The organism is Halovenus rubra (genome assembly GCF_026586665.1).
In the GTDB taxonomy this organism is placed as follows: Archaea; Halobacteriota; Halobacteria; order Halobacteriales; family Haloarculaceae; genus Halovenus; species Halovenus rubra.
Genome location: NZ_JAODIY010000004.1, coordinates 1 through 13,248, shown reverse-complemented (window position 1 = coordinate 13,248; position 13,248 = coordinate 1). Strand labels below are relative to the sequence as shown.

Annotated in this window: 16 protein-coding genes; 3 read left to right on the top strand and 13 right to left on the bottom strand. The window is 57.3% G+C overall.

Annotated features, from left to right (window positions below; translation table 11 throughout):
• Positions 1-87: 87 nt before the first annotated feature.
• Complete coding sequence (locus N5098_RS02385) at positions 88-1,035, top strand: ArsR/SmtB family transcription factor (RefSeq protein ID WP_267636100.1); 948 nt, start codon at positions 88-90, stop codon at positions 1,033-1,035.
• 395 nt (positions 1,036-1,430) lie between these two features.
• On the opposite strand, the gene N5098_RS02380 is transcribed toward N5098_RS02385, so the two are convergent.
• The 8 genes from N5098_RS02380 to hutU all read right to left on the bottom strand — a co-directional run bounded on the left by N5098_RS02380 (position 1,431) and on the right by hutU (position 9,745).
• Complete coding sequence (locus tag N5098_RS02380; RefSeq protein WP_267636099.1) at positions 1,431-2,051, bottom strand: 30S ribosomal protein S3ae; 621 nt, start codon at positions 2,049-2,051, stop codon at positions 1,431-1,433.
• On the bottom strand, positions 2,044-2,304 hold the full coding sequence (locus N5098_RS02375) for a KEOPS complex subunit Pcc1 (protein ID WP_267636098.1): 261 nt from the start codon (positions 2,302-2,304) through the stop codon (positions 2,044-2,046). Before N5098_RS02375 ends, N5098_RS02380 begins: the two co-directional genes overlap by 8 nt.
• Positions 2,301-3,443: a hypothetical protein gene (locus tag N5098_RS02370; protein WP_267636097.1), complete on the bottom strand. Its 1,143-nt coding sequence runs from the start codon at positions 3,441-3,443 to the stop codon at positions 2,301-2,303. The genes N5098_RS02375 and N5098_RS02370 overlap by 4 nt, the downstream gene beginning before the upstream one ends.
• The gene (locus tag N5098_RS02365) at positions 3,444-3,905 is read right to left on the bottom strand and encodes a 30S ribosomal protein S15 (protein ID WP_267636096.1); all 462 of its coding nucleotides are present in this window, start codon (positions 3,903-3,905) and stop codon (positions 3,444-3,446) included.
• A gap of 288 nt (positions 3,906-4,193) precedes the next feature.
• A complete protein-coding gene (hutH, locus tag N5098_RS02360; protein ID WP_267636095.1) occupies positions 4,194-5,789 on the bottom strand; it encodes a histidine ammonia-lyase in 1,596 nt (531 codons plus the stop codon).
• Complete coding sequence (hutI, locus tag N5098_RS02355; protein ID WP_267636094.1) at positions 5,782-7,044, bottom strand: imidazolonepropionase; 1,263 nt, start codon at positions 7,042-7,044, stop codon at positions 5,782-5,784. Before hutI ends, hutH begins: the two co-directional genes overlap by 8 nt.
• Positions 7,041-7,976, bottom strand: a complete 936-nt coding sequence (gene hutG / locus N5098_RS02350; protein ID WP_267636093.1) for a formimidoylglutamase — start codon at positions 7,974-7,976, stop codon at positions 7,041-7,043. The genes hutI and hutG overlap by 4 nt, the downstream gene beginning before the upstream one ends.
• Positions 7,973-9,745, bottom strand: coding sequence for a urocanate hydratase (gene hutU, locus N5098_RS02345; protein ID WP_267636092.1), 1,773 nt, complete (start codon positions 9,743-9,745; stop codon positions 7,973-7,975). The genes hutG and hutU overlap by 4 nt, the downstream gene beginning before the upstream one ends.
• Positions 9,746-9,850: 105 nt before the next feature.
• Here hutU and N5098_RS02340 point away from each other — a divergent pair, with 105 nt between their 5' ends.
• Positions 9,851-10,495 carry a helix-turn-helix domain-containing protein gene (locus tag N5098_RS02340; RefSeq protein WP_267636091.1) on the top strand — a complete coding sequence of 215 codons (645 nt, stop codon included), beginning with the start codon at positions 9,851-9,853 and terminating at the stop codon, positions 10,493-10,495.
• 111 nt (positions 10,496-10,606) lie between these two features.
• On the opposite strand, the gene N5098_RS02335 is transcribed toward N5098_RS02340, so the two are convergent.
• The 5 genes from N5098_RS02335 to N5098_RS02315 are packed head-to-tail and all read right to left on the bottom strand — an operon-like array spanning position 10,607 to position 12,818.
• Complete coding sequence (locus tag N5098_RS02335) at positions 10,607-11,359, bottom strand: proteasome assembly chaperone family protein (protein WP_267636090.1); 753 nt, start codon at positions 11,357-11,359, stop codon at positions 10,607-10,609.
• Positions 11,360-11,364: 5 nt separating this feature from the next.
• The gene (locus N5098_RS02330) at positions 11,365-11,547 is read right to left on the bottom strand and encodes an RNA-protein complex protein Nop10 (RefSeq protein WP_267636089.1); all 183 of its coding nucleotides are present in this window, start codon (positions 11,545-11,547) and stop codon (positions 11,365-11,367) included.
• Between the two features lie 13 nt (positions 11,548-11,560).
• Entirely contained in the window at positions 11,561-12,361 is an 801-nt protein-coding gene (locus N5098_RS02325; RefSeq protein ID WP_267636088.1) for a translation initiation factor IF-2 subunit alpha, read from the bottom strand.
• A complete protein-coding gene (locus N5098_RS02320; protein ID WP_267636087.1) occupies positions 12,358-12,531 on the bottom strand; it encodes a 30S ribosomal protein S27e in 174 nt (57 codons plus the stop codon). The genes N5098_RS02325 and N5098_RS02320 overlap by 4 nt, the downstream gene beginning before the upstream one ends.
• Before the next feature lie 5 nt (positions 12,532-12,536).
• Positions 12,537-12,818 (bottom strand): 50S ribosomal protein L44e, encoded by a 282-nt coding sequence (locus N5098_RS02315; protein WP_267636086.1) that lies wholly within the window; start codon positions 12,816-12,818, stop codon positions 12,537-12,539.
• 215 nt (positions 12,819-13,033) lie between these two features.
• On the opposite strand from N5098_RS02315, the gene N5098_RS02310 reads away from it, so the two are divergent.
• Positions 13,034-13,248, top strand: a 215-nt coding sequence (locus tag N5098_RS02310) for a hypothetical protein (RefSeq protein ID WP_267636085.1), incomplete at its 3' end; no start/stop codon positions are given.

Genomic DNA, 13,248 nt, shown 5'->3' with positions numbered 1-13,248 from the left:
TGTAAGCGCTCCGGATACTTCCGCCGGCAACACGAAAGATAGAGACGGTATCCAAACGTTGTTTTATCATGACCGTCAGAAGAGTGTATGGACGTCCCGGTAACGGCTGCAGAGTTAGACGAGATAACAGCCGAAAAAGCATTTAGCATTCTCGGGAACGAAACAAGAATAGCGGTACTCCAAGAGTTGTGGCGTGCCGACGAGCCGTGTTCGTTCAGTGAGTTACAGAAAACGGTCGCTCCCGACGACAGGGGGAATTTTAGCTATCATCTGGGCAAGCTGGCCGGGCACTTCATCAGAAAGACCGACGAAGGCTACTCTCTCCGGTTCGCCGGCGAGCAGGTTGTCCGGGCCGTACTCACTGGAACAATCACATCGGACCCAACAATGTCCTCGGACGAGACCAACCAAGAGTGCCTCTACTGTAACACACAACTACAGATGAGCTACGAAGAAGAGACGCTCAATCTACGGTGTGAGAACTGTGCTGGTCTCACTGCCAGAGACGTGCCTCACGGAACGACGATGAACTTCGAGTTTCCCCCTGCAGGGTTGCTCGGTCGTGACTACGAGGAGATTATCTATGCGGCCGATGTGCTGTACGATTCGAAGATTTCGCCGATGATAAAGGGAATTTGCCCTGAGTGTACTGGGCAGGTGTCTCGGACGTTTACGATTTGCTCGGAGCACGAGCACGATGATGATGGTGGCTGCCCGAACTGCGAGACACGGTATGAGCATTGGGGCACGTTCCAGTGTGATGACTGCCGGTATAGCCGGTCGTTCCCGCTGTGGTACGCCGCGTTGAACCACCCTGCAGCCACGGCCTTTCTCTACACAAACGGACACAACGAGAAGGTTCCGTTTCGAAAGGTTACGTGGGACAACAGACAGTTCGTGCAAGACATCACGGGCACGACTCTGCAAGAAGACCCCTACAAATTTCGCATTACATTCCCCGTCGAAGACGAGCGCCTACAGCTGACGCTTGATGATGAGCTCGACGTGATCGCTGTCGAGAAAGTTAAAAAGTGATTGATAGTATTCGAGAATTTATAATAAGAGAGTACGGAAAGTGCTTTTTTACGATGACGACGTATGGTCCATACCCCCATGGCAGTGTCTCCATTGAGACTGGATATGAAGCGACTCCAGAAGCCACGAGAGAGAAACGGCTGGAGACACTGGAGGCCACAATTAGACAAAAGATGCTGCCACTCACAGCAAGACGTCGGGCGTTCCAAAAACGGGACGGGGGACCCATCTGGAGGCGCCCGCGTAGGCAGCTCTCGTTTGACGAATTGGCCACACATGGGGCGACAAAGACGAGACACAAGCATTGTCTCGGTACTTGGGGGAACAGTGTCGTCTACAGCCGACGCTGTTTGAGATAGTTCGGGAATAGGAAGTGGCACCGCAAACGGAATCGCCTATTCGTCGACGTCGACGCTCGTTTCTTCTTCGACTGCGACTTCTTCTGGTCGCGCTTCAAGCGTTAGCTTCTGGACCTCGACCCGGCGCAGTGGGTAGATGGTCTTTGCGTCGTTGTAGATTGCCGACGAAAGGTCGCCGTTAATAACGCGGTCGATAAGTTCTTCGAACGTCCGGTCGGCAGCAGCGTCTTCGACGAGGTCAATCATCGTCCGACGGATTGCTTTCTCTTGGCTCTCGTCGGCCGACTTCGTCGTCAGCGCAACGGGCTGAATCTGGACGCGGTAGTCGTCGGTGGTCAGCACCGTTACGTACGCCTGAACCTTCGAGGAGCCACGGCGGACGAGACTGCGCATGTAGTCTCGCGTGAGTTCGTGTTTGGTGAACTCGGTGTACGCGTTCTCGCTTGCAACCTCGTTGATTTTGAAGGTCAGTTTGGTGTTGTTGTCGCTTGCATCGTTTCGAAGGTCACCCAGCGTCGTCTCGATGGTTCGGCCAAGTACCTTGTCCGGTTCGTCAGCTGGTGTTTTACCGAGCTCCTCGCGGTCAAACTGCTCCGGAGCAAGCGCGGTGTACCAGCGTTTCTGCTGTTTCTGTCGTGAAACTGAACGTTCACTCATGATTATGTTGTATCGTCGTGGACGTATCCCCGTCCGTGGTTACGAGCTGTGCTGCGACCTGCAAGTTGACGACGTAATCGTCGATCGTAGCTTGTAACCCACCTGTCGTCTCGCGTTTCATCTCTGTGATTACCGTTGTCCCGTCGACGCGGGTCTCTATTTCCGGCGTGTTATCAGGCCGGAGCGCCGCGGCAACCTGTGTTGCCGTCTTGTGGCTCTCGAATGTCGATTCGAGAGCTGCACGGCGTGTCATTGTGCCCCCTCTCTGAACGCGACAATAAAGTCCGTCGGGTCGCCGCCGTGGTGTGCGCGTCCGAGCGTTGCTGTTCCACGGCCGATACCGCCAACAGCGGTGCTGGCCTCGTCGAGGCGTGAGCCAAGATGCCCAGTGAACTCGTCACGAGAGACCGGTACGGCAAGGGCTTCGCTGTCGTCGACAGCAAGCACAAGCGGTTCCGGAGAGCGATAGTCAGCAACGAGACGAGCAACGGTTCCAAGCGGCTTGTCACCGTCGCACTGGACGACATAGAGGCCGTCGTACCGGCCTGTCGAGGCAGACCGAACGGCTTCGTGTGCCGACTCGGTATGTCTGCGCCAGGCGTCGAGGGTCTCAGTCGGGTCAACCCCGCCGAGTGCGAGTGCAATAGCCATTGCTGGCTGTTCGCGTGCAATCGCGTCGAGTACGTCAGCGTACCCCTCGACAGTATCGAGGCGTCCGCCCGGGGCCGAAAGCGGTCGAAGAAACGGTTCGACCGCGTCGGCTGCCTGTGGCGTACTCGCCTCGTCAGCACAGACATCGAACGCGACAAATGAGCCAAGAGAGCGTCTCATCTCTTCGTCGCTGTCGGCGTCAATCTCTGCGAGAACCTCTTTGGCAGCCTCGATATCACCTGAGAAAGACGCGTGAACAAGCGACGAGTACGCAAGCCCATCCGCTCGGTCCGAAGTCGGTGTGGCGATGCCGGGACGACGGTCGATACCGCGGTCCGCGGCAGCAGCGAGTACGTCGCTGGTGGGTGTTGTCCCTCCGGCGATAATACCTGCGAGAGCGAGTTCGTAGTCGGCTGTCCCGAGTGTAGTTGCGACTGACAGCGCAGTCGCGCTTGCCGGCTCCTGCTCAGCGCCGAGAATGACCTCGGCGTCAGCAACGGGGCGACCAATGCCGACAGTCACGTCGGCATCGGTATCCCGGTCTGCCGGCTCCGGCAGAGCGACAACTGAACTCTGGTGAGCAACGCCGTGTGTGTCGAGCGCCATCGTCAACAGAGCGGTCGCAGCGACTGCGTCGCCGGTCGCGGCGGCGACGACTCTGACGAGGCCTGCGTCTTGAATCCGAGACGCGATATCACTCGCCACAGGGGCAGACTTCTCGGGACGGCCGGTGGTTGACATCTATAGCAGTTCTCGTGCCTTGTCAGGACTATACGAGAAGTCCTCGGCGATTTCGTCGCCTCGGTAGTAGTTCATCAGACGGCGAATCTTCGACTCCGTGTTCTGGAGTGCCCGCTTGTTGTGATAGTCGGTCGGATTCTCATCCATGTGGTCATGGAGACGAATAGCCCGCTCCAACAGATTATAGAGATCTTCTGGAATCTCGGGTTCTGCGTCGTTTTCTTCGAGAATCTCGGTTACTTTCTTGTCAGTTGCCAGCGAAACATCGGGCACCGGCGTGCCCTGAACACCCTCGTCACGGAGGATAATGCCGATTTCGCTGGGGTTGTGACCCTGTTCTGCTAGTTCGACGACGCGGTCCTCAACGGCGTCCGCGTCGACGTCACTCCACTCCGGTGGTTCGTCTACCGCCGGCTTGTCCGAATCGGACGAGCCACGGCGGCGTGTATGCATTCGTGCCATAGTTTACTGGTTGGAACACAGACCGAAAGCGGCGAGAGGTGTCGTCGTGGTGTCCGGTAGACACTATCCGCCGACCTGACGGCTGTCGCTGACCGACAACAGCGGTCGGCGGTCGACACTACCGCAATCCCAAGCCGTCCAAGCAGACGGCACGTCAGAGTTGCGGCCGTGCGTTCCCACCAGAATAGATTCGGTCAGCACTGTTAACGGTTACTCTTTGCTGTCAACTTCATTCCAGAGAGACCACCGCTACGCAGGCAGACACACAGAAGAGAGAAGACCGCCTCGTTACTCAGAGGCGGAAACAAAACCGCCGTCGAGCATGTGTTCGACGTGGTCTAATAGCTTGCCGGACCGAACTGCGTCGGCAAGTTCGTCAATATCGCCGGCAAGCGACCTGTCGCCATCGAGTGCTGGAACCCGGTCCCGCACAGCCTCGTAGGCGGCGGCAGTGCCGATGCCGTGTTCGAGTGAGTCATCGACGTACTCGGCGGCTTCTGCGCTACACAGCAGTTCAATCGCGAGGATACGCCGGGTCTGTTCGACAACGTCCCGAAGCGCGAGTGCACTGGTCGCACTCATGCTGACGTGGTCCTCTTGGCCGCCGCTGACCGGAGTGTTGTCTATCCCCGGCGACCCAGCCGACCGACAGTCGTTGACCAGCGATGCGGCGGTGTATTGGGCAATCATCATCCCCGACTCGACACCGCTCTCGCCGGCGAGAAACGGTGGCAGGTGAGATTCCTGCAAGTTCGGATTGAGCAGTCTGTCGACCCGTCGCTCGCTCATTGCCCCGAGGTCGGTCAACGCGTTAGCAGCGTAGTCGAGCCGGTGAGCAAGTGGAGCGCCATGGAAGTTACCCCCAGAGACAACGGCTGCTGACTCTGTCTGGCTTGCTCGCGGGGCGACCGATTCAGCGTCGAAAATGAGCGGGTTGTCCGTCGCACTATTCAACTCTGTTTCGACCGCCTCCCGAAGGTGAGTAACGGCCTCCCTGACAGCGCCATGAACCTGTGGGAGACACCGGAAAGAGTAGGCGTCCTGAACGCGGTCGCAGTTGCGATGAGATTCGACGATTTCGGACTCTGCGGTCAGTCGCCGAACGTTTGTCGCACTTGCTTGGTGGCCGGTATGAGGACGGACTGATGCGATTGCCTCGCTGCTGGTGACTGTCGTTCCCATCCCGACCTCAGTTGTCAGTGCCCCAGCCGTGTCGGCGGCATCAAGGAGCCTCTCGGCGTCGACAACAGTCAACGCCGCCAGCCCGGCGGTAAGCTGTGTTCCGTTGATGAGTGCCAACCCCTCCTTTGGCGCGAGGGTAAGCGGAGCAAGTCCCGCTTCTTGGAGTGCTTTCTCACCAGAGAGACGACCCTCAATGCCGTCAACTGTGGCCTCGCCTTCACCGATGAGGACAAGCGCAAGATGTGCAAGCGGTGCGAGGTCGCCGCTGGCTCCAAGGCTTCCGTATGTCCGGACGACCGGATGTACCCCCTCGTTCAACATTCCGGCGAGCGTCTCAACAACAGTCTCACGAACCCCGGAGTAGCCAAGCGAAAGCGCATGTAGCCGGGTCAACAGCAGCGTCCGAACCTCCTCGCGCTCAAGCGGGTCACCCTGTCCCGAAGCGTGGCTTCGGATGAGATTCGTCTGTAGTTCTTCCAACTCGTCGCCGGGAATCCGCTCGGTGACGAGTTCACCAAACCCGGTGTTGATCCCATAGACCGCTTCGCCGGAGTCGATGACCGATTCGACGCGTTCCCGGGACTCCTGGACGCGCTCACGAGCCGCCGTAGATATCTCGACGGGAGCATCGTCACGGGCTACTGCCGCGACATCTGTCGGAGCCAAATCGTCACCGACCGATACGGTGGTCCCGTCACTCATCGTCGGGCACCTCCTGTGTTGCTACGGACCTGCCAGTTCGCTGTCCGTCGTCGACAACAAGCTCACCCGCTTTCAGTACTTTCTCGACGCGATTGGTTCCGGCGTTGTACGGAATGTGAACCAGTGATGGCAGGTCGAAGATTGTGAGGTCTGCTTGGGTTCCCTCTTGGAGTGTCCCGACACCGTCTGCTTGGCCAATAGCAGCCGCGGCGTTGGCTGTTGCACCCAGCACAGCCTCGTCAGGCTGCATCTTCATCCGGAGACAGGCAAGTGAAACCACGAGTCCCATACTGTGGACAAAACAGCTCGGGTTGAGGTCGCTCCCGAGCGCGACAGGGGCATCAACGTCGAGGAACGTCTCCGCATCGGCATACGGTTCGTCCAGTGAGAACGCCGTCGCTGGAAGCAGCGTCGGCACCACACCAGCCTCAACAAGAGAGTTTGCGTCGGCCTCGTTTGCTGACAGCAGGTGGTCCGCGCTGGCGGCTTCAAGCTCGGCAGCAAGTTGTGCGCCGCCGATACGCGTAAACTCCTCGGCGTGTATCTTTGGGTCGAGCCCGTGCTCGCGTCCAGCGACAAGAATCCGGCGAGACTGTTCAACATCAAAGACACCCTCCTCACAGAAGACATCACAGAACTCCGCAACACCTTGCTCGGCGACCGCTGGGAGTTGCTCTTCGACAACCTCCTCAACGTACGCATCGGTTTCCATCTCTGCAGGGACTGCGTGTGCACCCATGAACGTCGGGATGAGGTCGATAGGGTGTTGCTCGTCAGCCGTTTGGATGGTATCGAGCATCCGTAGCTCGGTCTGCGTATCGAGTCCGTACCCGGACTTGACCTCCGCGGTTGTCGTCCCGTGTTCGAGCATCACATCGAGTTGTGCGAGAAGGTTGGCGAGTAGTTCTTCGTCGCTTGTCTCGCGGATTGCTTCGACAGTTACCGCGATACCCCCACCAGCGTCCATAATCTCGTTGTAGCTCTTCCCCTCGATACGGGCGACGAACTCGTCGGACCGGTCGCCCGCAAATAAGGCGTGCGTGTGTGGGTCGACGAACCCGGGTAAAACTGTTTGCCCGCTGGCATCGATACATTGGGTAGCGTTTGGGTGCTGGCTCCTGACTGTCTCCGTTGGTCCAACGGCAACAACAGTTCCGTCTTCGATGGCCACTGCACCGTTCTCGATACGGTTGAGGGACCCCTTGTCTGGGCCAACGACGAGTTCCGTCGCGTCGTGAACAAGGACGTCAGTCATGCACCGTCACCCCGGAGCGTAGAAAGCGCGTGTGCAACAGTCCGCGCCGCAGCATCGGCAGTCCGCCCATCCGGACACAGTGACGGCGCGGTTTCGACAACTTCGAATCCCACAAGCCGGTCAACGCTTGCAAGTAGTCGAACCATCCGGAACAACTCACGTGTCGTGATACCACCAGGTGTCGGAGCCGAGACACCAGGTCCCGCAGTCGCGTCGAGCACGTCGATATCGACACTAACGTAGAGATGGTCTGTCTCGACAGCCGACAATGCTCGGTCAGCCGCTTCGACAGGGTCGTCACCGACTTCCTCAGCGGTGATGATCTCGCCACCCTGTTCACGGAGGTAGTCGGCGTAGGCCGTCGAGGTTTCGAAGTGTCGAGCACCAAGAACCGCCATGTTGTCAAGCCCTGCCTCGTGGAGCTGTCGGTAAGGCGAGCCACTGGATGGCTCTCCCTGTACGACGCGACAGTCAAGGTGCGTGTCGAGGCTAATAACCCCGACACTTCCCTTGCGGTCGAGTACCGGTTCGACGTTGGGATACGTCAGCGAATTGTCTCCGCCGAGAAAGACCGGTACTGTCTCTTGTTCGTGGATTCGGGCGGTCACATCACTGATAGCAGCTTGTGTCTCGCTGACGCTATGGCCAGACGGCACCTCAACCGTGCCGAGATCACCGACCGACTGAACCGGTCCGGCGTCGAAGTGGTGGGATTTCACGCCTGCAAGTGAGTTACGGATAGCTGCCGGTCCCTCCCGAGCGCCGGGGCGGCCGATAACAGCGCCATCGTAGGGTTCGCCGACAAGGACCGCGCGATAGTCACCCGCGCCATCAACTGTCGTTGTATCGACAATATGGCCGAACTGTTCGTCGTGTGGGTCCTTCGTTGTCCCTGTCCATTCATCAGGGGACCGAAGCGCAACGTTTCTCACTGCCGATCACGCGTGGGAATCGCCACACCAGACTCGTCGGCCGCGTCGAGTGCTTCTTCGTATCCTGCATCAGCATGCCGGATAACACCCATGCCGGGGTCAGTCGTGAACACACGCCGGGCAGTCTCAGCAGCCTGCTCGGTGCCATCGAGGACGACGTGGTTGTTGGTGTGCAATGAGTTACCAATGCCGACGCCACCGCCATCGTGAACGCTGACGATATCTGCACCGGCAGCACAGTTGACGAGCGCGTTCAGAATTGGCCAGTCAGCCACCGCATCTGTCCCATCTTTCATTGCCTCCGTCTCACGGTTCGGACTTGCGACAGAGCCAGCGTCGAGGTGGTCCCGTGTCACTACGACCGGTGCCTCGATTTCGCCCTCGGCGACGAGTTCGTTGATACGAACTGCGAACCGGGCGCGTTCTGTGAGTGCCTCGTCTGCTCTGGCGGTTTCGTCGCTTTCGGACTCTTCACCGGTGTCGTAGCCGAGCCAGCAAACCCGGCTGGGCAGCCCCTGGTACTCGACTTGTTCCTGTGCGAGGTCAATCCAGCGCAGCAGTCCCTCTTTTTCGGGGAACAGGTTGCGGATAGCTTCGTCGGTCCGGCGAATGTCGTCGGGGTCCCCAGAGAGGGCGGCCCACCGGAACGGACCCTTGCCCCGACAGAACATCGGGCGGATGTACGCGGGAACGAACCCGGGGAAATCAAAGGCGTCGTCGCGGTCGAACTCCTGTTTGACCTGCCCACGGAGGTTATTCCCGTACTCAACAGCAATCGCGCCTTCGTCTTGCAAGTCGAGGATTGCGTCGACGTGGCGCTGCATCGTCGCCAAACTCTCTTCCCGGTATGTCTCGGGGTCTTCCTCGCGGAGTTCGTCAGCCTCCGCAACCGTGTGCCCGCTCGGGTAGTACCCGACAAGTTCGTCGTGGGCACTCGTCTGGTCTGTCACTACGTCCGGGACGACGCCACGCTCAAGCAGTCCTTCGAGGAAGTCTGCGGCGTTCATATGGAGTCCAATGCTGAGAGGCTCTTCAGACTCAACGGCCTCCTGTGCGCGTTCGAGCGCGACATCGAGGTCATCGGTCTTCTCCATGCAGTAGCCAGTCTCGATACGGCGGTCGATACGCTTCTCGTCGACCTCCGCTGCAATACAGACCCCCTCGTTCATCGTGACCGCAAGCGGCTGTGCGCCACCCATTCCGCCGAGTCCAGCAGTGACAACAAGCTTGCCCGCGAGGGTTTCGTCAAACTCCGTCCGGCCGATTTCAGCCAGTGTCTCGTAGGTCCCCTGAAGGATTCCCTGTGTCCCGATATAGGCCCACGAACCGGCAGTCATCTGGCCGTACATAATCTTGCCCTCGGCTTCGAGTTCATGAAAGTGCTCCCAGTCGTCCCAGTTTCCAACCAGATTCGAGTTCGCAATCAGTACTCGCGGTGCGCGTTCGTGTGTCGGGAACCGACCAACCGGACGCCCACTCTGAACGAGCAGCGTCTCGTTGTCATCAAGCTCTCGGAGTTCCTCAACGATTGTCTCATAGTCATCCCACGTCCGTGCTGCCTGTCCCGTCCCACCGTATACGACGAGTTCCTCCGGTTTCTCGGCAACCTCAGGGTCGAGGTTGTTGTTCAGCATGCGGAGTGCTGCCTCCTGTTTCCACCCCTTACACTCAATATCTGTCCCCGTCCGAGCGCCCTTGTACTCGCGCCATACGTCCGATGGTTCACCATCGTGACCCTGCTGCTCGTGAGTTTCCTGCTGTTTTGTCATACGGTATCATAGTACGGTAGATTCAGCCAAAATAATAGGGGATCCATATGGAGATGCATTTTTAAGTATTTCAGGCTATTATCTACAAAAACCTCGTTTGTACTCATGCAGCAGGTAACTATCCAGATTAAAGATAATACGGCGTACGCGTTGGCTACTGAGGATAGTGAAGCAGTCATCAAGCTCTGGTGTAACGAACATTGTGACCTGCTTCATCTCATCGGGCCTGCTGACGACGCAATCGAATACGTTAGCAACCATGTTGGTGTACGGGACGATATTCAAGAGGGTGATGAGCGGGTAATTATTACTGAGGATTGTCTAAAGCAACACGAGCAAGGGTATATAGAACGGTACGTGCAACGTCACGACTGTCTCCTGCTCCCACCACTACAATACAAGAACGGAGCGAAACATGTGCAAGTACTGGCGCTTGAGAGTCAACGGCTGACGGACTTTTTCAACGATATTAACGATGACTTCTCAGTAGATGTCGCTTCCACACAGACCGTTAATGTTCCAGTGACAGGATCACCGATGCCAAAGCTAGGCGGCTTTTCTCCGAGCTTGTCGCCCCGTCAGCGGGCAGTGCTCGTAACTGCTTGGCAGGAGGGATACTACGAGATTCCGCGGGAGGTAACAACTACAGAACTCGCAGAGATGTTCGACCTCAGCCGTCGTACTGTTGAAGACCACCTCCGGCGCGCAGAACAGAAGATTGTGGGTGTATTCAGCGAACATCTATCCTGAGTGTTGTTAGATTGAGAGTCCAAGCAAAATACTACGACAGCTTCTCGATGGCATCAGTGCAAAACGGTGACCGCTGCCTTGTGAGGTTTACAAGAAATGAGACCGAGACAGTTATCCGATATACCGGAGATCTTCGTCCGAGCCTGTAGGCGACCCCTGTTCCATCTCCTGAATCTTCCGGACAACATCTTCCATCTCGTCAGCACGGTCTTCCAGTGACTCGAAGTCAACTTCGAACCCGATAGCTGATTCAAGAACTTCAAGAACTGCTTTGGCACTTTTTGGGTCTACGAGATAGCCACTGGTCTGACCCATAATGCAGGCCGCTTCGATGTCACGGCGCTCGCCGAGACCGAGTAACAGGCCGCTGATGCCGACGATGCCACCTTCAGGTTCGTTGTCGCGGAACTCGACGCCAAACTCTGAAAGGCGTTCTCGCTGGTCTTCGGTCGTTGTTGCACCAATGACATCATATTCCTCGATAAGCTCGCCCGTCGGGACGCCGCCCAGAGCGTACACCGGTTCGGCGTCGAACGTCTCGACAATATCGAGCAAATTGTTTGTCAGCCCGTAGTGGCCGACTGTATCCTGTGCTTGATGATCGCCCGTCAACACAAGAAGGTCGGTGTCCTCGGCGTAGACAGCGTGAACTTCGGCACAGGCCAGCTGTGTCACCCCGTCTTCGACACTCACCTGCGGTGGGAAATGGGTTGAGTAGACCCGACGCACGAGTTCGCTCTCTAACTCTTCGACAAGATGTTCCGCGGCAAGTTTGCCGACGTGACCGACACCAGGCAGTCCTTCTACGAACACTGGGTCCTGTAGGTCAACCTCAGCAACGTGCTCGATATCGAAATCATCCATACCTATTATTCCCGCTCGCGGCGCTTAAGTGCGCGTCGATACTCACCGTGAGAGTCCTCGGGTGAAAACGGTGCTGGTGAACTGTTGATGGCTTTCCCGCCGCAGTCCGGGCATTCCTCTCCGAGCGTATATACCGGACGCTCATGAACGCGTTTCCAGTCGGCGCAAACGCGGATGTCAGATTTCACGATTAAAACCGACCTAGTCTTCTGTCTCGTGGCGTTCACGGTGGTACTCAGCGGTACCATCGTAGTCGCTGATGACATCAGCAGCTCGGTCAGCACTTGCCTCAAGCTGTGACTCGGCCACCTTGTAATCCGGAGCCTGCACCTCGATGCGGTACTCGGGTGAGCCGACGTACGTCACGTTAAGATCGACTTCCTCGGGAATCTCACCGTTCCCTTCGGCGGCCTGCATTGCCTCCTGGACAACATCTACGCCGTCGCTGGCAGGACACTCCAGATCGACGTAGCCGGTGACAGTCACGTACGGGACTGAGACGTTTTCCCGAGCAGTCTCGACGATAGCGTCAATGTCGTCGTCTGGAAGACCAGTCTCAGTGAGGGATTCTTCACCGTGAATCGCTGCTTTTTCGAACCCGTCATAGAGTGTTCCGAATTCTCCGAGCAGAGCGTTTGCGATGTCGGCGTATCGGTCTCCTTCGAGGTCCTCGCCGAACGCGATTTCCATCCAATTGTCGGCTTTCTGCTCGTTTTTCCACTCCTGAATTTTGTCTTTGCGCTGATGGTCGTTGACGTCTTTCAGTGAGAGATCGATCTGCTGGGAGTCCTCGTCAACATCGAGTACCTTGGCGACGACGCGTTGGTCCTCGCTGACGTGATCACGAACGTTTTTGATCCAGCCCGAGGCGACCTCACTGATATGGCTGAGACCGCGCTTGTCGTCGTACTCCAGCAGGTCGACAAAGACACCGAAGTCTTCGATGTCATCGACCCGTCCGACGACGAGCTCCCCGGGTTCCGGCCAGCCGCTGTATTTCATCGTGCTTCAACCGTTTCGACGACCTCGCCTTCGAGGTCAGCTTTTCCGCCAGTCGCGTGGGCCAGCGTGTGCCCACAAACTGCGCAGGCGACTGATGTCGCGGCTTTCTCGAAGACGACTTGTTCGTTTTCGCAATCCGGACAGCCAACCAGTGTGAAATTTCCAGCCATGATAATCACTCCTGGAACTTCAAGCGACCGGCGCGCCAGCCTTCACGCTGGTGGGCCTTGCCACATTCACCACAGCGGTAGGTGAGCTGTGTCTTTTTTGTCGGCTTGTCGCCACCCGGGACCTTGGAGAACTTACCGTCGTTCCCGATACCGGACTGGCGCTCGCGCTGACGGTCATTGACCTTTTTCATACCTGAGGAGCGACCGGACCGGACCTTCTCAACTTCGTGTTCGTAGTGCTCGTTACAATGCGGACAGTATGTGTTCATTCGGCGTGGCATCTCCATAGATATCGACCTTTGAGGTCCGTTTGACGCGAGCGGTTAAAACCCGTACGGTTCGAGGATTTGCACAGGCACCCACGTTCAAGAGTGAGAACAGTACGCCAAGACGGGATAGATACTCACAGACAGTAGCTGAGTTTGCTCGTATATATATATAGGTATATGTACGTGTGTTAGTATACCATAGGCATTTCTTTGTGGAACGTACAATACAAAGTATGGAAGGGGAATCTGGGCTTCGAACAATCAAAGATTTTCTGCAGACAATGGTTTCCGAGTCCAGAACAGCCACAGCACGGAAGTATATCGCCAATGATGCAGACATTACTGAGGGTGTCATAGAACTCTTGTCACACCGTGATGATCGTGCTTCCCGGATTATCTCCTCGTTCGTAGTTGGTGATCGCAATAACGAGACGCAGACACAACGACA

What these genes read in the sequence shown, in the direction of transcription:
- N5098_RS02385 (WP_267636100.1), top strand. Translation starts at nt 88, where the DNA reads ATGGACGTCCCGGTAACGGCTGCAGAGTTAGACGAGATAACAGCCGAA.
- N5098_RS02380 (WP_267636099.1), bottom strand. Translation starts at nt 2,051, where the DNA reads ATGAGTGAACGTTCAGTTTCACGACAGAAACAGCAGAAACGCTGGTAC.
- N5098_RS02375 (WP_267636098.1), bottom strand. Translation starts at nt 2,304, where the DNA reads ATGACACGCCGTGCAGCTCTCGAATCGACATTCGAGAGCCACAAGACG.
- N5098_RS02370 (WP_267636097.1), bottom strand. Translation starts at nt 3,443, where the DNA reads ATGTCAACCACCGGCCGTCCCGAGAAGTCTGCCCCTGTGGCGAGTGAT.
- N5098_RS02365 (WP_267636096.1), bottom strand. Translation starts at nt 3,905, where the DNA reads ATGGCACGAATGCATACACGCCGCCGTGGCTCGTCCGATTCGGACAAG.
- hutH (WP_267636095.1), bottom strand. Translation starts at nt 5,789, where the DNA reads ATGAGTGACGGGACCACCGTATCGGTCGGTGACGATTTGGCTCCGACA.
- hutI (WP_267636094.1), bottom strand. Translation starts at nt 7,044, where the DNA reads ATGACTGACGTCCTTGTTCACGACGCGACGGAACTCGTCGTTGGCCCA.
- hutU (WP_267636092.1), bottom strand. Translation starts at nt 9,745, where the DNA reads ATGACAAAACAGCAGGAAACTCACGAGCAGCAGGGTCACGATGGTGAA.
- N5098_RS02340 (WP_267636091.1), top strand. Translation starts at nt 9,851, where the DNA reads ATGCAGCAGGTAACTATCCAGATTAAAGATAATACGGCGTACGCGTTG.
- N5098_RS02335 (WP_267636090.1), bottom strand. Translation starts at nt 11,359, where the DNA reads ATGGATGATTTCGATATCGAGCACGTTGCTGAGGTTGACCTACAGGAC.
- N5098_RS02325 (WP_267636088.1), bottom strand. Translation starts at nt 12,361, where the DNA reads ATGAAATACAGCGGCTGGCCGGAACCCGGGGAGCTCGTCGTCGGACGG.
- N5098_RS02320 (WP_267636087.1), bottom strand. Translation starts at nt 12,531, where the DNA reads ATGGCTGGAAATTTCACACTGGTTGGCTGTCCGGATTGCGAAAACGAA.
- N5098_RS02315 (WP_267636086.1), bottom strand. Translation starts at nt 12,818, where the DNA reads ATGGAGATGCCACGCCGAATGAACACATACTGTCCGCATTGTAACGAG.